The organism is uncultured Nostoc sp. (assembly GCF_964247315.1).
Lineage (GTDB): Bacteria > Cyanobacteriota > Cyanobacteriia > Cyanobacteriales > Nostocaceae > Nostoc.
Genome location: NZ_CAXTTT010000083.1, coordinates 1 through 21849, shown reverse-complemented (window position 1 = coordinate 21849; position 21849 = coordinate 1). Strand labels below are relative to the sequence as shown.

22 protein-coding genes are annotated in these 21849 nt (G+C 40.7%); 15 read left to right on the top strand and 7 right to left on the bottom strand.

Going from position 1 to position 21849, the window contains the following annotated elements; translation table 11 throughout:
- The first annotated feature begins 1 nt into the window (after position 1).
- The 3 genes from ACFE93_RS22820 (at position 2) to ACFE93_RS22810 (ending at position 1788) form a co-directional block, all read left to right on the top strand.
- Positions 2 to 571, top strand: coding sequence for a Uma2 family endonuclease (locus ACFE93_RS22820; protein WP_375476517.1), 570 nt, complete (start codon positions 2 to 4; stop codon positions 569 to 571).
- Between the two features lie 93 nt (positions 572 to 664).
- Complete coding sequence (locus ACFE93_RS22815; protein ID WP_375476515.1) at positions 665 to 1216, top strand: Uma2 family endonuclease; 552 nt, start codon at positions 665 to 667, stop codon at positions 1214 to 1216.
- A gap of 98 nt (positions 1217 to 1314) precedes the next feature.
- Positions 1315 to 1788: a DNA phosphorothioation-associated protein 4 gene (locus tag ACFE93_RS22810; RefSeq protein ID WP_375476513.1), complete on the top strand. Its 474-nt coding sequence runs from the start codon at positions 1315 to 1317 to the stop codon at positions 1786 to 1788.
- Positions 1789 to 1815: 27 nt separating this feature from the next.
- Here ACFE93_RS22810 and ACFE93_RS22805 read toward each other — a convergent pair whose 3' ends face one another.
- A complete protein-coding gene (locus tag ACFE93_RS22805; protein WP_375476511.1) occupies positions 1816 to 3006 on the bottom strand; it encodes a DNA sulfur modification protein DndB in 1191 nt (396 codons plus the stop codon).
- 105 nt (positions 3007 to 3111) lie between these two features.
- Positions 3112 to 4713 carry a DGQHR domain-containing protein gene (locus ACFE93_RS22800; protein WP_375476509.1) on the bottom strand — a complete coding sequence of 534 codons (1602 nt, stop codon included), beginning with the start codon at positions 4711 to 4713 and terminating at the stop codon, positions 3112 to 3114.
- 174 nt (positions 4714 to 4887) lie between these two features.
- Between ACFE93_RS22800 and dndC the strand changes: the two genes are divergently transcribed.
- Complete coding sequence (dndC, locus tag ACFE93_RS22795; protein WP_375476507.1) at positions 4888 to 6522, top strand: DNA phosphorothioation system sulfurtransferase DndC; 1635 nt, start codon at positions 4888 to 4890, stop codon at positions 6520 to 6522.
- Here dndC and ACFE93_RS22790 read toward each other — a convergent pair.
- Positions 6519 to 6764, bottom strand: a complete 246-nt coding sequence (locus ACFE93_RS22790; RefSeq protein ID WP_334955811.1) for a helix-turn-helix transcriptional regulator — start codon at positions 6762 to 6764, stop codon at positions 6519 to 6521. The two genes, dndC and ACFE93_RS22790, sit on opposite strands and share 4 nt — an antisense overlap.
- A gap of 121 nt (positions 6765 to 6885) precedes the next feature.
- Here ACFE93_RS22790 and ACFE93_RS22785 point away from each other — a divergent pair, with 121 nt between their 5' ends.
- The 11 genes from ACFE93_RS22785 to ACFE93_RS22735 all read left to right on the top strand — a co-directional run bounded on the left by ACFE93_RS22785 (position 6886) and on the right by ACFE93_RS22735 (position 15544).
- Positions 6886 to 7140: a hypothetical protein gene (locus ACFE93_RS22785; protein ID WP_375476505.1), complete on the top strand. Its 255-nt coding sequence runs from the start codon at positions 6886 to 6888 to the stop codon at positions 7138 to 7140.
- A gap of 112 nt (positions 7141 to 7252) precedes the next feature.
- The gene (dndD, locus tag ACFE93_RS22780; RefSeq protein WP_375476503.1) at positions 7253 to 9238 is read left to right on the top strand and encodes a DNA sulfur modification protein DndD; all 1986 of its coding nucleotides are present in this window, start codon (positions 7253 to 7255) and stop codon (positions 9236 to 9238) included.
- An 89-nt stretch (positions 9239 to 9327) separates the two neighbouring features.
- Entirely contained in the window at positions 9328 to 9579 is a 252-nt protein-coding gene (locus tag ACFE93_RS22775) for a hypothetical protein (RefSeq protein ID WP_375476501.1), read from the top strand.
- A complete protein-coding gene (locus ACFE93_RS22770) occupies positions 9576 to 9923 on the top strand; it encodes a type II toxin-antitoxin system PemK/MazF family toxin (RefSeq protein ID WP_375476499.1) in 348 nt (115 codons plus the stop codon). Before ACFE93_RS22775 ends, ACFE93_RS22770 begins: the two co-directional genes overlap by 4 nt.
- 30 nt (positions 9924 to 9953) lie before the next feature.
- Entirely contained in the window at positions 9954 to 10340 is a 387-nt protein-coding gene (gene dndE / locus ACFE93_RS22765) for a DNA sulfur modification protein DndE (protein ID WP_375476497.1), read from the top strand.
- Between the two features lie 50 nt (positions 10341 to 10390).
- The gene (locus ACFE93_RS22760) at positions 10391 to 11848 is read left to right on the top strand and encodes a DNA phosphorothioation-associated putative methyltransferase (RefSeq protein ID WP_375476495.1); all 1458 of its coding nucleotides are present in this window, start codon (positions 10391 to 10393) and stop codon (positions 11846 to 11848) included.
- 143 nt (positions 11849 to 11991) lie between these two features.
- Entirely contained in the window at positions 11992 to 13293 is a 1302-nt protein-coding gene (locus ACFE93_RS22755) for an AmpG family muropeptide MFS transporter (protein ID WP_375476493.1), read from the top strand.
- Positions 13278 to 13700 carry an ABC transporter permease gene (locus ACFE93_RS22750; protein WP_375476491.1) on the top strand — a complete coding sequence of 141 codons (423 nt, stop codon included), beginning with the start codon at positions 13278 to 13280 and terminating at the stop codon, positions 13698 to 13700. The genes ACFE93_RS22755 and ACFE93_RS22750 overlap by 16 nt, the downstream gene beginning before the upstream one ends.
- Before the next feature lie 166 nt (positions 13701 to 13866).
- Positions 13867 to 14055, top strand: coding sequence for a hypothetical protein (locus ACFE93_RS22745; RefSeq protein WP_375476489.1), 189 nt, complete (start codon positions 13867 to 13869; stop codon positions 14053 to 14055).
- A gap of 22 nt (positions 14056 to 14077) precedes the next feature.
- The gene (locus tag ACFE93_RS22740; protein WP_375476487.1) at positions 14078 to 14611 is read left to right on the top strand and encodes a GNAT family N-acetyltransferase; all 534 of its coding nucleotides are present in this window, start codon (positions 14078 to 14080) and stop codon (positions 14609 to 14611) included.
- 174 nt (positions 14612 to 14785) lie between these two features.
- On the top strand, positions 14786 to 15544 hold the full coding sequence (locus tag ACFE93_RS22735) for a HEAT repeat domain-containing protein (protein ID WP_334911018.1): 759 nt from the start codon (positions 14786 to 14788) through the stop codon (positions 15542 to 15544).
- Between the two features lie 108 nt (positions 15545 to 15652).
- On the opposite strand, the gene ACFE93_RS22730 is transcribed toward ACFE93_RS22735, so the two are convergent.
- From ACFE93_RS22730 to ACFE93_RS22715, 4 genes are all read right to left on the bottom strand, one after another.
- Positions 15653 to 16039, bottom strand: coding sequence for a phosphomannose isomerase type II C-terminal cupin domain (locus ACFE93_RS22730; RefSeq protein ID WP_375476485.1), 387 nt, complete (start codon positions 16037 to 16039; stop codon positions 15653 to 15655).
- 160 nt (positions 16040 to 16199) lie between these two features.
- Entirely contained in the window at positions 16200 to 17558 is a 1359-nt protein-coding gene (locus ACFE93_RS22725) for a PQQ-dependent sugar dehydrogenase (RefSeq protein ID WP_375476483.1), read from the bottom strand.
- 170 nt (positions 17559 to 17728) lie between these two features.
- Entirely contained in the window at positions 17729 to 18925 is a 1197-nt protein-coding gene (locus ACFE93_RS22720) for an EAL domain-containing protein (RefSeq protein ID WP_375476481.1), read from the bottom strand.
- Positions 18926 to 19879: 954 nt separating this feature from the next.
- The coding region (locus ACFE93_RS22715) for a glycoside hydrolase family 10 protein (RefSeq protein ID WP_375476479.1) at positions 19880 to 21849 on the bottom strand (1970 nt) is incomplete at its 5' end.

Below are 21849 nucleotides of genomic sequence, written 5' to 3'. Positions count from 1 at the left end.
TATGGTTGCGAGTCCAGACGGAAAGTATATGACTCCCCAGGAATACCTGGAATGGGAAGAACAGCAAGATATTAAATACGAATATATCAATGGTGAAGTCTTTGCCATGACTGGAGGTACAATTCCTCATACTAGTATTGCCTTAAACTTAGCTTCGGCATTAAAAAGTTACCTTCGAGGAAGTTCCTGTCGTGCTTTTATGGCAGATGCAAAAGTAGGAGTAACTGAGAACGGGCCGTTTCACTACCCGGATGTTGTGGTTAGTTGTGATGAAAGAGATAGACAAGCGATTAAATTTATTCAGTATCCTTGTTTAATTGTTGAAGTTATTTCCCCTAGCACGGAAGCTTACGATAGAGGCAAAAAATTTATGCAGTATCGGCGTATTCAGACTTTACAAGAATATATCCTCATCGATGCTGAAAAAATTAGTTTAGATTGCTTTCGTATAAATGACAAAGGAATTTGGGAGTTACATCCTTATGAAGAAGAGGATGAAGTTCATTTAACTAGCGTTGATTTTCACTTTCCTATTTCTTTGGTTTATGAGGATGTTCTGTTTGCAATATAAGTTTAGGAGAAACGAACCGCCAAGGCGCAGAGGACGCAGAGAGAAGAGAAGATGTAAAATTTAAATTATCCCTAACTAATTAGAAGATTTTTTATGAGTATTAAAACTGAGGCAACTATTGAAGATTTGTACCACTTACCTGACAATTGTAAAGCAGAGATTGTCAATGGGAAATTGATGCTGATGTCTCCAACGAGATTTTTACCAGGACGTGCAGGCGGTGAAATTTATGCAAGTCTACGGGATTATGAACGTCTGACAAAAAGTGGTTATGCTTTACCTGATAATGTCGGCTTTCTTGTCAATCTCCCTAATCGTCGTTCTTTAAGTCCTGATGCTGCGTTTTATACTGGGAAACCTACAGGCGGGAAGTTTCTTAATGGTGCGCCTGTATTTGCTGCTGAGGTGCGAAGTGAAAATGATTACGGTGATAAGGTTGAGAAAGATATGGCTAGTAAACGCCGTGATTATTTTGCGGCTGGTACGTTGGTAGTTTGGGATGTAGATGTACTCAAAGAGGAAGTTATTAGAGTATATCGTGCTAGTAATCCTAAAGAACCACAAGTTTATCGCCGTGATGAGGTGGCTGAAGCTGAACCCGCAGTACCAGGATGGACTATGTTAGTGGATAATTTGTTTGTTTAGCGATCGCCTATATATTAGTATAAAAAAATGCTTTAATAAATGCGTAGGGATCGCTTTTGGCTGTTGGTTAAAATAGCAACAATGTAGATATTAATATCATGGCTGAAACTGGCAGAATCCGGGTTGCTAAAGATAAGGCTGAGTTGGTGAAGGATTTAACATCTTCAGATGGTGGAACAGGGCCTTTTAATACTTTTGCTGATGTAATTGTGTTTGCAGCAGCTTTGGGTGCAAAGCATAAAAAGCGTGTAGCTTTGGGAGAGATTTCTAAAAGGGAACCATCGCCAATCAGGATAGAGTATTTTGCCTCAATGGGGAATGATATTTTAATAAAATTATTAGCAATTAATGAAACTAAAGATATTAAAACACTATCTATCAATGAAGAAGAATATGAAAGACAACGTAATTACATATTTGAAGAGTATGCTAATGGTGGACTGGAAATTTTGCAAAATGAGTTGCGTGGATCAGTAGATTATGCAGAGCGAATTTTATTATTTCTCAGTTATGGGCGAATGAATAATGATGAGCAGGATGAGGAATTTAATTTAACCAAATTCCTATTTTGATTTTTAATCATGCTCATAAGTAATGATTTATATCCATTCCAGTCGGATTTTTGCTATCTTGACTGCATCCGTTACAGCATTTGCAGCAGTAGATAACTTATAAGGCTTATCTAGGTTTTTAGGTTTAGGATCTATTCTAACTACGTTATCCTTCCAAAGTTGGTTTTCTCTTGACCAATCTAGTTGTGCTAGTTGTAAAACTTTTTCTTCATTAAAAAAATTGTTTTCTGGCTCGTATATGTAGTGCAATAAACGTCCTAAAACTTCTAGCCCCACGCTTACACCTAGAATACAGTCTTCTTTAAATGCAGCTACTTCATCTGTTGTTAGTTCTTCAACAGTTGTATCAGCAATATACTCAGTGTTACTGCATTCTGAGAAAAATTGATTAAGACAAATAACTAAAGCATCAGATGCTTGGTAAACATCATAATCTCGAAGTTGATTACTTGGATCGTTAGTAAAAACGCAACTTACAAACCTAGCTATAAAATTAGTTGTGTAAATCAGCTTTTGTTTAGTTGCAGGACTTGATTTAATCTTCTCTGTCTTACCCTGAAATATTGGTACTCTTTTTATTAATTCTTTAGTAATGCCAACTCTACCAGAGAACTCACCAAATGATAATAATAATGATTTATCTAATTGTTTTGTTTGAGCCATGTCTCTGAAATCTGCCTGACACTGTTGAAAGTCACCCTCTAAAACGAGAGTAATTGCAAAATCATCATCACTGATTAAGTGGCTTTCAGTACTTTCTATCAATTCGTGAATTGCACGTTTACGATGTTGTCCGTCTGTTATATCTAACTTGACTCCACGACGAATAACAACTAGACAAATGCCCCTACCAAGTTCAAGAATTGTTATGTCTTTTGGAGCTACATTAGCAGTCAGAGTTCCGACAATCCAAGGTTTTCCTTTTCGGGAACGTTCAACAATATATTTTTGAATTTCATCAGCATGACCTTTAACCTCTGGGCGATTTTTACCAGAATCAGGATCATTCCCAGTGGAGGGTTTGGCTTGCAGAAGACCAGAAAAGTCACTCGCAGGTACATTAATTTGCAGCATTGTCCGCTTTCCTTGCCTAAAAATAAGTCCTGGATAGCAGCGATCGCGATGATATTGTGAGAAGAATGGCTCAATAAAGGAGCTAAACTGAGCTTTTATCTGAGGGGAAATGCTATTACTACCATCCTCAATTGGTTGAGCCATATAAATACCTAATAGAAATTAGTAGATGTTAGCAAACATGATACGCAACCCTTATGGACTATAGCATCGGTAAAAACCACAGTGCAAAATCTCTACCCAACTTTGCTAGTTCAGGATATGTGGAAGTCCTACAGCTTTTGGTTCAACAAACTTGCCATCAAAACCTATAGTTTTATCTTCCACAGTCCTAGCATCGGCTAAAGCCTTGCGAAGTTCAGCGCGTTCTATCTGATCTTGAATTCCACCCAGAATATAAACCAGTAACTTCGCCGCTAAATCTCGTCCAGCAACCTGCACTCGCTTTTTATTTGGGTCATACAAAACCCCATACCAAATAGATTGCGGATATTCCATACCACTAAAACCACCTTGCTGGTCAAACTTCCTCAGCTTCTTAAAAATATCGAACAGAGAGAAACCTTTTTTAAATATCAAAATTCCGATAGCTTGCGCTAATGCAACTTGAGCAACTGGACGAAAAAGCATATTTCCTTCACCTCCATCCTTCTCAAAGCTGAAGCGCCGTAAAGCTGGTGTATCCTCGTGTTCTAAAATCTTATAACTGGGAAGACTAGCTAAAGAATCAAATAGCTTTTTGAATTCCTCAATTCCCTGCTCAAGTTCTTCATCCTCTGGACGCATGGGAATTAAACCTTTCTCCAAGGGTTTCCAGTGAGGAAACTTTTGACCCAAATAGCGCTCAGACATATCTTGCAGAGCTTGCAAAGTAGTCAAAACTGTAGAATTGGAAGCCACTGTTGCACTATTCCAATTAACACGAGGATTGCGCTCTTGTCGTTGTTTTAATAGTGGATGTGTAACTGCAATTTTTCTAGCAACGATCGCAAAACCATCATCTTCATTCAACTGTGTTAGCTGACCTTTAGTCAATGGTGCAGCCATCAAGTTGACATGAACAAAAATCGATCTTACCCTCCGCCTCGCCTCAATGCGAGTTTCCCCAGTCGCTACCGCACAGATGAACTCAATACCGATTTTTTCCTTGGGTAAATTTTGCAAGTAAGCAAGGTCTACTTGGTACTTTTCTATCAAATCATTGACTGTAATAAAACTGTCATCAGCAGCTTTATCTTTTTTATAGCGCTGGAGTTTACGAGTTTTGATTAATTCTATCAACCCCTGCACCCCCATTAATCGGTGTTGACCATCTAATGCATAAATAGTCACATCATCCTCAGAAATATTTAGCAGACCTACTTTAGCGTCTTTATCTAGGGGGATGAAATCTGTAGTAGACTTTGTGGCGCGTCCTTCACTATCCCACTCAGCTGCTTTGGGATTATCCACCCACGGTTGATTAATTACTACCAGCACTGGCGGAAACTTGTGGTTGTGTCGAGCCGCTAAATACTGGACTAGCGGTGCTTGACGTGACCAATCAAGGGGACGTTGCTGAATTTCATCAATGGTATCTGCGTCAATCTCAACATTATCAGTCTCAGGATTGTACTTTTTCTGAAACAGAGGTAAGTTAGAGGCGAAGTGAACCCGACCTGCAAACCATTCCAAGCTAACAGAGCTAATATAAGCCTCAGTACCACCCATCTCGGTTTTTTGAACGAGAATCTGATCTTTTCTACCTAAAAAGTTCTCCAGCAGTAAAGAAAGTACCTGTTTTTCCTTGTTTTCTCGCTCCAGGTACTCTCTAGCGATGTCAGCAGTTGGGTTAGATGCACTCTCTTTCATGTTAAATTTTAAAAACAGAATAAGATTATGTAGTTTAATTATCTAAAAAATTGGGTATTACTAGTCAAGTTTTTAAAAACTGTTTTTTCAACCTGCAGAAGTGGGTTTTGTTTCGTGTAGCCGCAAATTCTATTCGCCCGAATATTACACCAGTGTTTCCAGAGAGAACGAGAAATGACTACAGCACAACAACCAGAAAAGAAAGTTCAGCAAGCACGTACTGTAGCAGATTTAGTGGAAGATATCAAAGCTCTCACCACTGAAATTCAAGAATTGTACTGTTTAGATGAGATACCTTGGGTTGTGGGTTACTCAGGGGGTAAAGATAGTTCATGTGTACTACAAATAGTCTGGAATGCGATCGCAGCACTCCCACTTGAAAAGCGGACTAAAACAATATACGTTATCACCACAGACACACTGGTAGAAAATCCAATCGTTGCTGCTTGGGTACGCAATTCTCTAAAACAGATGAAATCTCAAGCCCAAGAGCAAGGATTACCTTTTGAACCCCATTTGCTAAAACCAGATTTTAAAGAAACATTCTGGGTAGGCCTAATTGGTAAAGGTTATCCAGCACCCAGAGGAAAATTTCGCTGGTGTACAGAACGCCTCAAAATTAATCCCTCTAATCGTTTTATTCGTGATGTGATTCGAGCGAGTGGAGAAGCGATCGTTGTTTTGGGGACTCGCAAAGCTGAAAGCACAAAACGTGCTAGCCGAATGAAAAAATTGGAAGCTCAACGAGTCCGCGATCACCTCAGTCCTAATATGAACTTGCCAAATTCTTTGGTTTATAGCCCTATTGAAGACTGGCAAAATGATGAAGTCTGGATTTATCTCATGCAGTGGGAAAACCCTTGGGGATACAGCAATAAAGATTTATTTACCATGTATCGAGGTGCTTCTGCTGATAATGAATGTCCTTTAGTTGTCGATACATCTACCCCTAGTTGTGGTAGCTCTCGTTTTGGTTGCTGGGTTTGCACGCTGGTTAGTCAAGATAAATCACTAGCAGCGATGATTCAAAATGACGAAGAGAAAGAGTGGATGCAACCTTTACTTGATTTCCGTAAAGAATTGGATGCTGAAGAAACCCGTGAGAAAAGAGATTTCCGACGTAGAAATGGTGGTGTCCAACTTTATGAACGTAACTTAGAAGATGGGACATCTATTGAACCTATTCCTGGCCCGTTTATTAAAGAAGCGCGGGAGGATTGGTTAAGAAAGTTGCTTACAGTTGAAAAACAAATTCGTCAAACAGCGCCAGAAAATATGCGCGACATCACCCTAATTACTCTAGAAGAAATGAGCGAAATTCGTCGCATTTGGCTAGAAGAAAGACACGAATTTGATGATAGCTTACCCCGGATTTATCAAGAAGTGACTGGTGAAGAATTTCAAGACCCCCGTCCTGGTGCTGACCTTAGCTTATTAGGTAGCGATGAATGGGCTGTGTTAGAAGAAATTTGTGAAGGTGACGCGATGCACTTAGAACTGATGGCGAATCTTTTGGACACAGAACGCCAATTTCGTAAAATGTCGCGGCGCGTGGGAATTTACGACACATTAGAAAAATGCTTTATTACTAGTTCGCGTTCTAAAGATGAAGCAATGAAAAATGCTCATTTGAAACGGGATTTGAAAACAGCAGTTGCACAAGGTGATATTGAAAAGGTCAAGCAGCTAACTTTAGCAGATTTTGTCGTTACGAATGCACAAGCTAACGTAACCAATGCTACACAATCTGCTGATGAGGCTAAGACTTGGGCAAATATAAAATTTAAAAATAGAGAAACGAAGCTTTAAGTTTGCTGTTCATCTTTGTCAGCATCTCCCAAGTACAGCCTGATAAACTCTTCTGCTGCGGCTGGATTAATTTTCTTCAGTGCATCCCGAATTTCTAGCACTGTCTCAGCAACAGGATCTCTAATCTCGTTTACCCATCGGTGAACATTTGGCCGTCCTGTTCCCATCGTTACTGCTAACTTGTTTTGGCTAATACCGTAGATTTCCAACACCTGTTTCAGCGCTTTTCCTGCTTTTCCCATGCCTTTGATTGTGTCAAAGGCACATAACCAAGTAAATGTTACCTATTGGTAACTATGAGTGTAAGATAGTTATGTTACCTAATAGTAACAGAGTATCTCACCAACAATCAGGTAAATCTCAATGACTAAAAGCTTTTTGGCAGATACCTTTCCAAGCATCTCGCCGCTTGTTTGGGCCAACGAATCTCAAGAAACAACACCAAGGAGAGAGTCTGTAAAAGTAGTAATTTATGGTTCTAAAACAGGTGTTAACAACACAATTCTCACCCTTTACAAGCTGGGTTTTGCTCAAGTTAATGAATGGAGTCCTTTATTACCTAGTCCCAACCCTGGAGAAGTGATGAGTATTTTAACTAGGCACATTCTGACAACGTGACTGTAATTCGGCTAGTAAAAAATATGATAGGGTGGGCAATGCACACCCTACAAAAATAACGAAATAATACTGAGCGAATTCCATTCGGCATATATTTTATTCTTAAATATCAATGATATTTCTTGAACTTGTACTACAAAACTTTGGCCCTTACTCTGGAACACAAGTAATCAATCTTGACCCAAGAAAAGATGAAAATCCGCGTCCAATTATTTTATTAGGTGGGATGAATGGCGGGGGAAAAACTACGCTGATGGATGCCATACGCCTTGTGCTTTATGGTCATCGCGCTCAATGTTCTACCCGTGGTAATTTGAGTTATAACGATTTTTTGAACCAATGCGTTAATAGTAAAGCTAATCCTACTGAAAAAACCCGGATTGAATTAGTTTTTGAACACATCGAAGATGATAAACCAGTAAAATATCGGATTGTCAGAACTTGGGAAAAAAATCCTAAAGATGGTAAAGATTCTTTGGGAATTTTAGGCGATGATGATACTTGGCCTGTTGAATCTTTGGTGAATACTTGGGATGACTATATAGAAAATCTGCTGCCATTAGGAATTTCTAATTTATTTCTTTTCGATGGTGAACAAGTAAGAAACCTTGCAGAACAGGATTCACCACCACTAATTGTAATTGAAGCTATTCGCGGACTTTTAGGGCTAGAATTATCTGACCGTTTAGCAGTTGATTTAGAGATTTTAGTCAACCGCAAACGTAAGGAAATGGCTGACACTAAAGATTTAGCTAATATAGAAGAAATTGAAACAAGGTTAACGCAGCAGCAAGAAGATTACCTAGTTATAGAAGAAAAATTAGCCCATTTAAAAAATCAACTTGAAGAGTTAGAAACCATACAGCGAGAAGTCTTAGATAAATTCGTTTCGGAAGGGGGTAAAATCGCTGCCGAACGCAATCAACTAGAACAACAACAAAAAGAGAAAACTGCCGCAGCAGAAAACATTCGTCAGTCAATGTGTGAATTAGCTGCTGATGTGTTACCTTTAGAGCTAATTTCTAATTTACTGAGTCAAGTACAAGCACAGGGAGTAAATGAATTTCGCTATCAACAAGTACAGTTAGCTAGAGATGTTTTACTTGAACGAGATAAGCGCTTACTCAACTGGCTAAGTGAATTAGCGATCGCTTCTGAAAAAGTTGATAAAATTAACTCTTTTTTAGCTAAAGATATTGATAGTTTATATATAGCCAACTCCCAATCAGAATCACCTTGGTTATTAGCTGATGAGGAAAGTTTGAGTCAATTGGATAATGTCAGATATTATTTGCAAAACGCTTTAAATACTGCAAAAGAAAAATTAAATATTCTCAAAAATTTTGAAGAAGAAATTATCAATTTAGCAAGACAAGTACAAACAGCAGCAGAACCAGAAGCCTATAAAAAGCTGCGCGAAGCTGTGGAAGAAGCACAAAATCAAGTTTCTGAAGCTAAAGTAAATTATGAGATAACTCGCCAGAAGTTAGCTGAGTTAGCAACTACCCTTGATAAGACCAAAAAAGAATTACAAGAATATACTGTAGAAAATATTGAACGTAAAAATAAAGATCATATTATTACCTCAGCAGCTAAAGTTCAAGAAACGCTCAAGATTTTCCGGGAAAAACTAACCTTAAGAAAGCTCAATAAATTAGAGGAAGAAGTTAAAAATTGCTTCCTTTATCTCCTCCACAAATCAGATTTAGTACATCGCATCGCCATTGATAGTAATACTTTTGGACTTTACTTGTATGATTTAAATGGTAAACCAGTCCCTAAACATCGTCTTTCTGCTGGCGAAAAACAACTACTAGCGATCGCCTTCCTCTGGGGTTTAGCCAAAATCTCTGGACACCGCCTACCAGTAGCCATCGATACACCGCTAGGTAGACTAGACTCCTCTCACCGCAGTAACTTAGTTGAACGTTACTTTCCATCCGCCAGCCATCAAGTCATTTTGTTATCTACGGATACTGAGATTGGAAAGAAAGAAGTTGAAACACTGCGAGAGAATGAAGCGATCGCCCGCGAATATCTCCTCAAATACGACTCCTCCACCCGCCAAACAACCATACAACCAGGATATTTTTGGTAGTAGATATTGTTAAAAAATTGAGCGATCGCAACTTTTTGAAGCCTACATCTTTACAATATATCTAACGACCTTTGGAAAGGAGATCAATTATGAACTCACCACATTTAATAAAAATAGAGTACAGCCTACGTATTTTGTCATTAGAAGAATTAGAATGGCTATTAGAACGTATCGAAAAACAAGTGCAAGAAAGAAAGCAAATATCAAATAAATTCACTGATATTAAATATATGAATGAACAACTAGCTGCGATGGCTAGTGATTTAGATATACAGGCAGAAATTGGCTCAGGAAATCATGAATTTTATGTTACAGAAATGGATGGTTTAGAAAAGCTGTGAGCATCGAGAGAGGGCAAATTTATTTTGTCAATCTTAATCCAGTCCAGGGTCGAGAACAGGCAGGAACAAGACCAGTTTTAGTTTTATCTATAGACGCTATCAATCAATTACCTTTGGTTGTGACTGTAGTTGTCGGTACGAAAGGAACAAATATTAAGCGTGATTATCCAACCAATATACGAGTCTCTACAAGTGACAGTGGATTGCTTATAGAAACAGTGTTCTTATGTTTTCAAATTCGTTCTCTAGATCCAAATCGCTTTCCTGCCGATCCATCTGGAAAAATTTCTGATTCTAAGATGCTTGAAGTTGAAACTGCGGTTCGCTACTGTTTGGGTTTATGAGCGGAAACTACCTTAATTTTTAGGAAGATTATGGAATCACCAATCGAAAGAATAAAACTCTCTCAAACAGCCAAAGAGCAACTTACCAAACTTAAGCGCAGCACTAAAATCGACCAATGGAATATCTTATGCCGTTGGGCGTTTTGTCGTTCTCTTGCAGAAGCAACTGCACCCTCCCCCGTCCCAATTCCCCAAGATAGCAACGTCGAAATGAGTTGGCGCGTCTTTGGTGGCGAAATGTCCGATATTCTCCTTCTCGCCCTCAAGCAACGCTGTCACAACGACGGCTATCCCACCGACAAAGAAACCCTAGCAACCCAATTCCGCTTACATTTGCATCGCGGTATTGGCTACTTAGCAGGCGATCCAAATATCAAGAAAATTGAAGATTTAATTGAACTAGCGGTTAAAAATTGAAAGGATATTAGTTGACTGTTAACTGTTCACTGTTAACTGAAACTAATATTATGCCGGAAGCGCTAGAAATTGAGCGTCACAGAGCTGCGATCGCTCGTACTGATTTATCTCGCCCCGTGCGATTAGCAATAGAATGGGCAATCCTGAATTCAGACACCACTTTTTTTGACTACGGTTGCGGCTACGGTGGTGATGTCCAGCGAGTAAAAAACTTAGGCTACACCAGTGCAGGCTGGGACCCTTACTACCATCCCGATGTACCACGCACCGCCGCCGATGTGGTCAACTTGGGTTATGTCCTCAACGTCATTGAAGACTCAGAGGAACGCCGTCAAAGCCTGATTCAAGCCTGGGAACTCACTGAGAAAGTTTTAATTGTCGCGGCTCAAATCCTGATTAACGCTCCCAGCAAAACGCAGCTTGCTTACAATGATGGCATTGTGACGCGCCGCAATACTTTTCAGAAATATTACGAACAAGAAGAACTCAAAACTTATATTGATGAGGTGCTAAATGTCGATGCAGTACCGATAGCTCTAGGCGTCTACTTTGTTTTCCGAGATGAAGCTGAAAAAGAAAGCTACAAAGCTATCCGTTTCTTTTCTACCACTTCTACACCACGAGTCCGCATCCCGATCAAGCGGTTTGAAGATTATGAAGAACAGCTGCAACCACTCATGGCTTTTTTTACCAAGCGCGGTAGACTACCTGCCAAAGGCGAATTAGAAAATGAACAGGAATTACTGAGCGAATTTGGTAACTTCCGCCGTGCTTTTGGTGTAGTTTTGCAAGCTACTGATGAGGCTGAATGGGATGCGATCGCTTACCGTCGTTCTCTGGATATCCAAGTTTATCTCGCCCTCACCCACTTTGATAAACGTCCTGCATGGCAAAAGCTAGCGCCAGAAATGCGTCACGATATCAAAGCTTTTTTTAGTAGCTATGAAGAAGCGTGCCTTGTAGCCGACCAAAAACTTTTCAGCTTAGGTAAACCTGGGGTAATTCAAACTGCGTGCGAAAAAAGTAAAATTGGTAAACACACGCGTGGTGCCCTTTACGTCCATGTTTCGGCACTTGCTGCACTTGACCCTATACTCCGAATTTGTGAAGGTTGCGCTAGTCGCACCATTGGGCGTGTTGATGAAGCTACATTGATCAAATATCACACTGATAAGCCGCAAATATCCTATCTGTCTTACCCGGAATTCGACACCGATCCGCATCCGGCATTAAAAGCTAGTATCGCTATTGATTTAAAAACCCTGTTCATAACTCATCGAGACTATGAAACTAGGGCAAATCCGCCGATTTTACACCGTAAGGAAACATTTGTTACCAGCAACTACCCACGCTACGAAGAATTTGCTAAACTCACCCAACAAGAACAGGAATTAGGGCTGCTCAAGGATAAAAGCGACATCGGCACTCGTGAAGGTTGGGAAAAATGCCTCGCTGCCCACGGGGTAGAAATCAGGGGACATCAGGTTTATTCAATTAAGGAAAATTAAGGAATAATCACACTGTTAAAGTATTGCTGATATGTATCTTAAATAAAGTAAATCTTAGCAGGTTTGTGTGCTTACACGAAATTAGACAGCAGTTATGGCAAGATAACTGCAATTCAACTAAATAAAAAGGAATCTTCAAGATTGTGCAAGTAAATAAATCGCTGCTACGAATTTTTGGCAGCCCGAAGATGGGAGCTTTGTTATTTCTTGGCTTTTCATCAGGATTGCCGTTGTATTTAACCAGTCAGACATTACAAGCATGGTTGACCAAAGAAGGAATCAGCTTGGCAGCGATCGCCGCTTTTAGTTTAGTCAAGCTGCCCTATTCTTTAAAATTTCTCTGGTCGCCTTTACTAGATAGATTTGTACCGCCTTTTTTGGGGCGGCGTCGAGGTTGGCTGGTAATTACACAGATAGCATTACTGTCAAGTATAGCTGTCATGGCTCTACAACATCCATCCCAAGGGCTACAACCTTTAATAATTGCTGCTGTGGCCGTCGCCTTTTTTAGCGCCAGCCAAGACATTTTAGTTGATGCTTACCGCACTGATGTAGTGGAAGTAGAAGAAAGAGGTGCTGGAGCATCTATTTATTTATTGGGTTATCGCATTGCCATTCTAGTAACGGGTTACGTTACCCTATTTTTGGCAGATAGAATCCCTTGGCAAGCTGTTTACTTGTTGATGTCGCTGCTGATGCTCGTAGGACTGGTAACTTCTATTTTTGCACCAGAACCAGTCCTACGCGATCGCCCGCCTCAGACTTTATCTGCCGCCGTCAAATTACCCTTTATTGAATTTTTTCAGCGTCATGGCTGGCTACAAGCGCTTTTAATCTTGGTATTTATTGTAATCTACAAATTGGGGGATTCTTTACTAAAGAATGTATCCACCCCATTTTTGTTAGATAAAGGCTTACATTTCACTCAAACCGACATCGCATTTCCTGGTGCGCTAGGAATTTTCGCCACTATTGTTGGCACTTTGGCAGCAGGAGCAGTAATGACCAAAATTGGTGTTAATCGATCGCTCTGGATATTTGCCATCATGCAAGCCGTCGGCAACTTGGCTTTCTTTGCGTTAGCAGTAGTAGGTAAAAACTTCTATCTAATGTTAGCTGCCGTTAATATAGAACAATTCTGTGCCGGTTTAGAAACAGCTGCTTTTGTCGCATTTTTGATGAGTCTTTGTAACCAAAGCTTTTCAGCTACACAGTACGCTTTACTTTCCAGTTTGCAGGCTTTTAGTAGAGATATTCTCACGGCTCCAGCAGGTACGTGGGCACAAACCACCGGCTGGACTACATTCTTTCTACTGACAGCAATAGCTGCTTTACCAGGATTACTATTATTGCCATTCTTTGCCCCTTGGAATCCAAAGCCAGTGGTAGTATTATCCAGACCAGGATTAGAGAATGAAGACGAGGATATATGGGGAATCAAGTAGTTATTGCTGTCGGCACATTCATCCTCTTACTCACTGGTTTATTACTTGGGTATGTTCTCTCGCAGTTAGTTCTAGGATTTCTAGCATTTAACCTCCTAACTTTTTTCGGAACACTCAGCCTAATTTTAATTTTTGGTACGCTTTATTACGTTTTATTTTGGCAATTGCGAAGAGAGCAGTCCCGGCCATCAACTCCATCAACCATTAATCAAGGGATACCAACCCAGGTTGAGGAGGGTTTATCTGATAGCTATCTCAAAAACAGGCTAATTGCTAAATTATCTGGTGATACTGTCGCAGCCGAACGGTTAATTGTACAGGCAAAAGAGACTTATCCTGGGATGCCGGAAAATTGGTATTGCGAAAGAGTACTTGATGACTTGGAGAGCGATCGCCAGCGGGAGTAGGGCAGTAGGGGGACAAAGAGAATAACAATGCCCAATTCCCCATACTCAACGCCCCATTCCCAATTCCCAATTCTCATGCACAGAAAATTGCTAAAATAAATCAAGAATACTTCACAAATCTTCAGCTAGGTTCTCATAAAAGTGCCTAGCTCTTTGCAATCTAAATATGGCTATTTTTCGTCAATACATCGCCCCACTGCTTGCAGTATTAGTATTTTTCTTTGCCCTAGTGGCAGTCAGCGCCCGGATTTTTTTACCCTCCGATATGGCAGCACCTGCACCAATTGAAGAGGTGGGAGTAAGTTCTCAACCCACTCCTGCTAATTTGCCACCAGCAGCACATAACGCAAGCTAGCTAAGTCAATAAATCTATTTAAGTGTCTGAACAACTACTACCTGGATATATTATTCGCCGTGGCTCCCTTTTGGAGCGATCGCTCCTGCTGAAATTCATGCAGCGAACTTACCAGGATCTTTTTCCCAACGAGGATTTTTCCCACCTAGAGCAAACAGTTAAGCAATACTTTTCTAGCAATACGCCTTTGTGGTGGGTAGAAGAGGAGGGGGAGCAGGGGAGCAGGGGAGCAGGGGAGCAAGCGAGTAATAAAGAATCTTTCTCCTCTGCCCCTCTGCCCCCCATCGCCTGCCTCTGGGTGGGCAATGCTATAGATCAAGTACATGGGAACCGTCATGCTCACATCTTTATCCTCTACGTTGTACCAGAACATCGACGACGGGGTATTGGTACAGCCTTGATGCGATACGTGGAAAATTGGGCTATTCAAAGAGGCGATCGCCAAATTGGCCTGCAAGTGTTTCAATCAAACAAACCTGCATTGAATCTTTATAATCAGTTAGGTTATCAAACCCAATCCATCTGGATGGTAAAATTCCTGAGTGCAGAAAAATAAACTCAAGGATAGCGATAACATACTGTAGCGTTTGATTTATGGAGATTCTCGTTGAGATAAAACTCAACGAGGAAGAAAGGAAAATGTATAAGAACCCAACTAATATATATAAAGCTTTAACTTATTAGCGCGGGGGATTATGTGTTAATCCCTTTTCGGGATTGAAATCAAATTATGTATGACGAAGACGATCTAAGCCTACTCGATATTGAGGAGGAGCTAGAAAGCCCCTTAGATAAAATAGAGCCGCTAACTGCCGAATCAGTTGTGGCAAAGCCAGATCCAGAAGTGATGCTAGCTTTACTGGAAAATCCCCAGCCCCAGCAAAGAATGTTAGCGGCACGTGCTTTTTGTGATATAGAAGATGCCCGTGCTACCCCCCATCTGATTCGCCTGTTAACTGATACCTGTCCCTTAGTGCGGGTGAGTGCAGCTTATGGCATCGGACGCAATCCCAGTTCAGAGGCAGTGAGTCCGTTAATTGCTCAACTAAACAGCGATTGGAATGGCTATGTGCGTAAAGGTGTTGTTTGGGCTTTAGGAAACTGTCGCGATCGCCGTTCTTTAGCACCTTTAGCAGACGCTTTAAGAACCGACATTTCCGCAGTGCGTTTGTGGGCTGCTAGCGCCTTAGCACAGATGGCAGAGGTGGGTTATGAAGCAGTTATAGGGGCAATACCACCATTAATCGAAGCCTTAGTCCAAGATCCTGTAGCAGCTGTGCGAAGTAACAGTGCTTGGGCAATTGGTCAACTGTGCCGCGAACTACCTTCAAATGTAGTTTATGCCACAGCGATCGATGCCCTAATTCAAGCCTTTGCCGAAGACCAAGATTTGGGAGTCCGGGAAGACGCCAAAGCCTCACTGTTAGGAGTGGGCGATCCTCGTGGCTTGCAACTAATTGAAACCCTAGAACAAGAAGGATGGTTTTGATTAAACATTGGGCATTGGGCGTTAGGAATTGGGCATAGTCATTTTCCTTGTCCCCCTTGTCTCTCCTGCTCCCCTATCCCCCAGCCTTTACTAACCTTCAGCTACAGATTAGACCAAATTTAAGTCATAAGGGCGCTCAGTATCATCCTCACCCAAATATTCACCATTTTGAATTTCCAGAATAATTAACGGGATATGTCCAGGATTTTCTACTTTATGTAGAGTTGCTGAGGGGACATAAGTTGATTCGTTTCGATTGAGTAATATTTCCGCATCGCCACAAGTCACCTTTGCCACACCGGAAACTACAACCCAATGTTCATTGCGGTGATAATGAATTTGTGGTTTAATGCTGTGCCTGGGCTTGATTTCAACACGACTAATTCTATAGGTTTCTCCCTCTTCGATTACCTCCACCTCACCCCAATATCGTGTACCTGAATGTGCAGACAATTCGTTGATATTTGACTGAGTATTATTTTCATTAGGAGTCATAATCAATTTTTCAACCAGATAAGTATTAGTATTTATCAGTAATTTACCCTAAACGAGATAAACCTGGGTACAAAGATGCAGTCATAACATCTTAACTTTCTATAAATAATCACAACTGCTCTAATTTGGCCCCAGCTAACAGATTCTATCCCCGAATTTATTAATTTTGAATTGTTCCCTCCCCCGTATATTGAATCCGATAAATCCGATTATTGGCTTCTTCTGTCAGTAGTAAACTGCCATCTGGCAACACGAGTAAACCTACAGGTCGTCCCCAAGTAGTTGGTACAGAAGGATTTAGCAAAAATCCTGTAAGAAAGTCTTCGTAGTAGCCAAGCGATCGCCCTTTAGCATCGAAGGGAACAAATACAATTTTATAACCAGTACCGCGATCGCGATTCCAAGAACCACGAAAAGCAGCAAAAGCACCATTCTGGTATTTTTTTGGAAAAGTTTTACCATCATAAAACTGCAAGCCCAATGCTGCTGAGTGCGCCTGGAACAGCACATCTGGCGTTTGAGTCCGGGCTGCTAAGTCGGGACGTTTACTTTTATCATTTGTCTTTTGGCGCGGATCGAGGTTGTTTGGTGTTAGATAAGCATAGGGCCAGCCATAAAATGCCCCCTGTTTAACGCGTGTCAGATAGTCTGGCACCAAATCATCACCAATTCCATCCCGTTCGTTGACAGTGGCGTAAAGTTCCTTAGTAACAGGATGAAAGTCTAAACCAACAGGATTACGCAAGCCTGAAGCGAAAGTTTGTTGTTGGGAACCATCTAAATTCATCACTTGTATCGAAGCCCGTGGTAGGGGTTCTTCATCTACATTGGTTCCCGATCCAACTGAAATATATAATTTATTGCGATCGGGCGAGATAACGACATTGCGCGTCCAATGATTGTTATAACCTTGAGCGGGCAAGTCGGCAATTTTTTCCCCTTTACCTGTAATCTTATTTTGATCTTGAGTATAGGGAAAACGCACCACAGCATCTGTATTCCCCAGAAAAAAGGAATTACCTGCAAAAGCCATCCCAAAAGGTCTATTGAGTCCGTTGTCCCTACTAGCAAAGGTTTCTCGAACGTCAGCTACTCCATCAGCATTGCTGTCACGTAACAGACGAATGCGATTTTGCCCGGTTTCAGTCACCAAGACATCACCACTGGGGGTTAAAGCTAGCCAGCGTGGGGCATCTAAACCCTCAGCAAAGACATTTACTGTGAAGCCTGGTGGTACACGCAGCACTGGATTTTGGGGAATAGGCACAACTTCAGGCTGCTTGGAGGCGCTTTCTGTTGCGAAGGGTGCTGGTAAATTCTTCAGATTTATTCGGATGGGTGTAGGTGAAATTGCTTCAGTACGGACAAGATTTTTTGGCTCTGTAGGATTCTGTGTTAGTTGGGCAGAAGGTACAGATTTTTGAGGTGTAGGATTATCTGAGTTAGCGCGAGTCTGGTTACAGGCTGCTGCCAAAGTCATTAAAAAAACTGGCAGCAAGAAACGCGCAGGGAGTTTCATAATTGTAGACACTATACACAACGTTCTTACTCTAGACTTGAGGCTTAATAATTGTCGCCAGTCAAAAGTTTGATTTTTCTTAATTAGTCAACCTATTAACAATTTAAAAATAAAGCACTAGTGACTAAATTCTATTCCCAATGCCCAATATTTACACATACAAGCATTAGTTATTTAACCAAAAATTTTCTTTCAAATTCTGCTACTGGTAAGGGACGACTAAATAGAAAGCCTTGCATTGAATTACAGTTATGTTGGCGTAAAAAACCTAGTTCTGCTTCTGTCTCTACACCTTCAGCCACTACATCTAGATTGAGATTATGAGCCATCTGAATTAATGCCTTAGCAATAGCTGACTTTTGCAAATCGTTAGCAACATTATGGATAAAATAACGGTCTATTTTTAATGTAGTAATTGGTAAGTTTTTCAGATAAATTAAAGAAGAATAACCCGTACCAAAATCATCGATCGCAATTTTTACACCCAAGGATTGCAATTTGCTCATAGTAGCGATCGCACTATTTACATCTTGCATAATCATACTTTCAGTGAGTTCTAGTTCTAAATAATGTGGTTCCAACTCATTGACAGCTATAAAATTAACTATATTATTAATGAAATCTGGTTGATTAAATTCAATTACTGACAGATTTACAGCAACAATCAAGGAACGAATTCCGGCATCGCGCCAGCTTTTAATTTGTTTACATACCCTTTTTAATACCCATTTACCAATTGGGACAATTAAACCTGTAGACTCTGCTAACGGAATAAATTCTGTTGGGTAAATCATCCCCAATTCTGGACTTTGCCAGCGCAATAAACTTTCAGCAGCTACTATTTTTCCAGAAGCAATATCGACTATTGGTTGATAATAAATTTCAAATTCTTGAAAATTATGTTGTTTTATAGCTCGGTGTAAGCTAATTTCTAACAACTGCATTTTTGGAGACAAGATATTAATTACAGTCTGAGGAGATAAATACTTTTTTAAAGTCGCGTATTTTTCCAACCTGTTCATGATGGCACTTAATAACTCAGATCGTGTGAATGGCTTAGTTATATAGTCATCTGCACCCATATCCATACCTTGACGGAAGTCAGATTTGGCAGATTTGGCAGTGAGAAAGATGAAGGGAATTGTTGCCGTTGATGGAGCTTGACGTAATGCTGTTAGCACGCCATAACCGTCAATTTCTGGCATCATCATATCACAAAGAATTAAATCAGGAACTTCGGAGATAGCCAAATTTACCCCGATTCTGCCATTAGCCGCAGCAATAGTTTGAAAATCCTCAGCTTCTAGCAAATCTAAAATATTTTCCCTGACTGCTTCTTCATCTTCTATTATTAATATTTTTGGCATATATTACCTCATCTTTATATTGTATTATTTAACGGCAAACTCTAGCAATATCTATTACATAAATAACCATTTTTGTAATAAATATTTTAACTTTCTAGATATCTACATACTTTTTTAAAACTGCTATTTTTAATAATAAAGTGAGTGTATTTGCCTGTCGTAGCTTTACGTACTATAACGTGTACTAGTAGCCATTGGGACTTGAGTAATTGTCTCTCTGCGAGAATATGATATTGTACCTCAAAGGAACCAATACTAGATTACATCTAGTTTTCTTTGTTTCTTGTGCTAGTGCTTAACTGATACTTTCAGGAGTAATATTACCGACAATATTACCTTGGTTATCTACAACTAGCATTAGTTCTAATTGCTGCTAGTGCAACCGTGATAGCACTGAGGCAGTCTCCAAAAACTCTGGTACATTCAATGTCATGACTAAGGTATGCATAACTTCAAAAGTATTGACTGTTTTCAAGCTACTTCTAGAAGCTATAACCATTACCACATGATGCTTGGTGAATTACCTTACTACCTGCAAAGATGAAAAAACAAGACACTCTTACCCGATGCTACATTAGTGCGTAAGCGTAGCCCGTTATAGACGTAGCATCTACTTTAATAGTGATGTTTTTAACACAACCATCAGCAGCAAACAGTCAATTCTTAACTCTAAGCTTTGTAGCCAGATGAGCTGAGGTAAGGCTTGCATAGATTTTAACGATAGCTATCATCAAATAATAGTTATCTAAAGCTGGTTATCTAAGTATTTTCCAAGATTTTGACGCTAAATAAGTAGTAATATTTGGAATACAAACACTACAAAAAGTGTGTTAAGAATTACAAACTAGCTTATATCTAGCTAGTTGAGCATTGGAAAGAGACAAGGGGACAAGGAAGAAAATTCTTTAATAACTAATTCTCCTTTGTCCCCCTGCTTACCGCCTCTGTGCCTCTTCACAAAGGACGCAACTGCACCCGCCGTTCGCCATAACGTAATAGCCTTTCTATAGTTACGAGGCGATTTTCCCAAACTTTGACTTGATAGGAATTCGACTTAATTTCTTGGCTCATTAATACTCGAAATTGAGACTGGAACCGAGTTAGAGAGGCTCTTGCCACGAGTAACTTATTAGCAGAAGGGGAAGCCGCAAGCTGATTTAAAGCACTGCGTAAAACTTCTGCCTGATTGTTAAAATCTGAAATTTTCTTAGCAGACCTTTGTAGTTGGTCATTTTGGAAAACAAATTTCCATTCCCGTTGTAGGGCGGTGTAACGGATAGCAGCAGTTTGGAAAGGCTGGCGGTGAGGAATCGGTTCACTTGTTGTGGATTGACTTCTACCTTGGGTGCTAGTAAAGAGTTTTTGGAGATCGTTGCTAAAATTCTCGGCGGCAAATAGTGCATAACCACTAACTGGCAAGTCCCTTACCAACTGGAGTTGATCGAATGCTCCGATTGTTGGCAAAGAAAGTAAGCGAATTCCCGGCACCAACAAGGTAGCTCCTAATTGTTTAGAGGCAATCCAGGGTTGGGCCAGTCGTTGAAACCGAGAAGTATCCAGAGCATAAGTCATGGGAACAATTAAATCTACATCTCCCCGCCTTGCCCAAGTTTCCCAATTTTGTTGAATTTTCTGAATCCGCTCTATTTCTGGCAAAGGAAATACTGCAACCGACAAAATCAAATTCGGTTGCTTTTGTCGCAACTGCTGTGATACTTGGGCGACAAAGCTATCAACTTGCTCGGTACGAAATGTTGTCCATTTTTGCCACAAGTCTGCTTGGCTAGGAGAAATATTCACTGGATCTACACCAGTAAGTTTCTGAAATTGCGCTCTTGCAGCTTTGCCATAGCCATAAGTTCGACCTGCTGATGGGTCTTGGAAAGGGTAGCGAATGTAGTCTAGCTGTAGACCATCCACGTTATATTTAGTGACGATTTCCTCATACAGCTTAAGCAAGTACTGCCGCACTTCGGGGTTGGCTGGATCGAAGAATGGCTTAGTCTGACCAACGGGAATCATGTTGCCAAGGTTATCGTAGTTTGCCCAATCGGGATGAGCCGCTAGTACTGGCCCTGGATAATTAGGATTAAGGTTGAGAATTTGATTATGACGTTGATTGCCAGCAGCAAAAGTCCAAACCCAAGCGTGTAATTCCATGTCTCGCTCATGGGCTAGTTTCACCGCTTCTTCCAGTGGGTTCCACCCACGAATTAATGGGTTTTGCTCTTTTGCGACTTGGCTCGGATAAATTGTATAGCCAGCGTTAACAGTTTCAAAAAAGACGGTATTAATTCCGGCTTGGGCGAGGCGATCAAAAATCTGGGCTAGTCCCGCTTTACTACCAGCACGAACAATCGTCCCCCGATCTAACCAAACTGCCCGAATTTCTGGTTGAGCCAGTCTGCGATCAATAGGAAACTGCTGCCACAAAGTCGTTTTAGCAACCAGCCATTGCTGACGAGCTAGAGCATAGTTTTTTTGAGCAATCAATTGGGGTAAATTTTTGGCAATTAGCCTTGCTTGTGCCAAAGTTTGCTCGTTACTCATGGCTAGCGCCCCCAGTTTGGTTGAGGCCAATTGTATTGGCTGCTCTTTGAGAGATTGAGGGGTATAAGTGTTCAAATGCCTAGAAGACTGCTTTTCCTCAGATATCGCTTCACCAACATTAGCCGCATTAGCTAATACCGCTAAATGAGCGCTTTCCACCCGACCAATCAGATTTTCTAGCTCTTGCTGGAGAGCGATCGCTTGGTTGCGATCAATCGGCTCATTGGAGTTGGGTGCAACATCCAAACGCACCGCTTGTTCTAATTGGTCAATAGCCTCCTGAGAACTTGGGGGTTTGACCATAGGGAGCGGTCTAGGTATGGGAGCAATCGCAGTTTTAGGAGGAGTGAATGAGGGAGATAAGGGAGATGAAC

Bases quoted from the DNA above. Each gene is read 5' to 3' on its own strand.
- ACFE93_RS22820 (WP_375476517.1), top strand. From the start codon at position 2: ATGGTTGCGAGTCCAGACGGAAAGTATATGACTCCCCAGGAATACCTG.
- ACFE93_RS22815 (WP_375476515.1), top strand. From the start codon at position 665: ATGAGTATTAAAACTGAGGCAACTATTGAAGATTTGTACCACTTACCT.
- ACFE93_RS22810 (WP_375476513.1), top strand. From the start codon at position 1,315: ATGGCTGAAACTGGCAGAATCCGGGTTGCTAAAGATAAGGCTGAGTTG.
- ACFE93_RS22805 (WP_375476511.1), bottom strand. From the start codon at position 3,006: ATGGCTCAACCAATTGAGGATGGTAGTAATAGCATTTCCCCTCAGATA.
- ACFE93_RS22800 (WP_375476509.1), bottom strand. From the start codon at position 4,713: ATGAAAGAGAGTGCATCTAACCCAACTGCTGACATCGCTAGAGAGTAC.
- dndC (WP_375476507.1), top strand. From the start codon at position 4,888: ATGACTACAGCACAACAACCAGAAAAGAAAGTTCAGCAAGCACGTACT.
- ACFE93_RS22790 (WP_334955811.1), bottom strand. From the start codon at position 6,764: ATGGGAAAAGCAGGAAAAGCGCTGAAACAGGTGTTGGAAATCTACGGT.
- ACFE93_RS22785 (WP_375476505.1), top strand. From the start codon at position 6,886: ATGACTAAAAGCTTTTTGGCAGATACCTTTCCAAGCATCTCGCCGCTT.
- dndD (WP_375476503.1), top strand. From the start codon at position 7,253: ATGATATTTCTTGAACTTGTACTACAAAACTTTGGCCCTTACTCTGGA.
- ACFE93_RS22775 (WP_375476501.1), top strand. From the start codon at position 9,328: ATGAACTCACCACATTTAATAAAAATAGAGTACAGCCTACGTATTTTG.
- dndE (WP_375476497.1), top strand. From the start codon at position 9,954: ATGGAATCACCAATCGAAAGAATAAAACTCTCTCAAACAGCCAAAGAG.
- ACFE93_RS22760 (WP_375476495.1), top strand. From the start codon at position 10,391: ATGCCGGAAGCGCTAGAAATTGAGCGTCACAGAGCTGCGATCGCTCGT.
- ACFE93_RS22750 (WP_375476491.1), top strand. From the start codon at position 13,278: ATGGGGAATCAAGTAGTTATTGCTGTCGGCACATTCATCCTCTTACTC.
- ACFE93_RS22745 (WP_375476489.1), top strand. From the start codon at position 13,867: ATGGCTATTTTTCGTCAATACATCGCCCCACTGCTTGCAGTATTAGTA.
- ACFE93_RS22735 (WP_334911018.1), top strand. From the start codon at position 14,786: ATGTATGACGAAGACGATCTAAGCCTACTCGATATTGAGGAGGAGCTA.
- ACFE93_RS22730 (WP_375476485.1), bottom strand. From the start codon at position 16,039: ATGACTCCTAATGAAAATAATACTCAGTCAAATATCAACGAATTGTCT.
- ACFE93_RS22725 (WP_375476483.1), bottom strand. From the start codon at position 17,558: ATGAAACTCCCTGCGCGTTTCTTGCTGCCAGTTTTTTTAATGACTTTG.
- ACFE93_RS22720 (WP_375476481.1), bottom strand. From the start codon at position 18,925: ATGCCAAAAATATTAATAATAGAAGATGAAGAAGCAGTCAGGGAAAAT.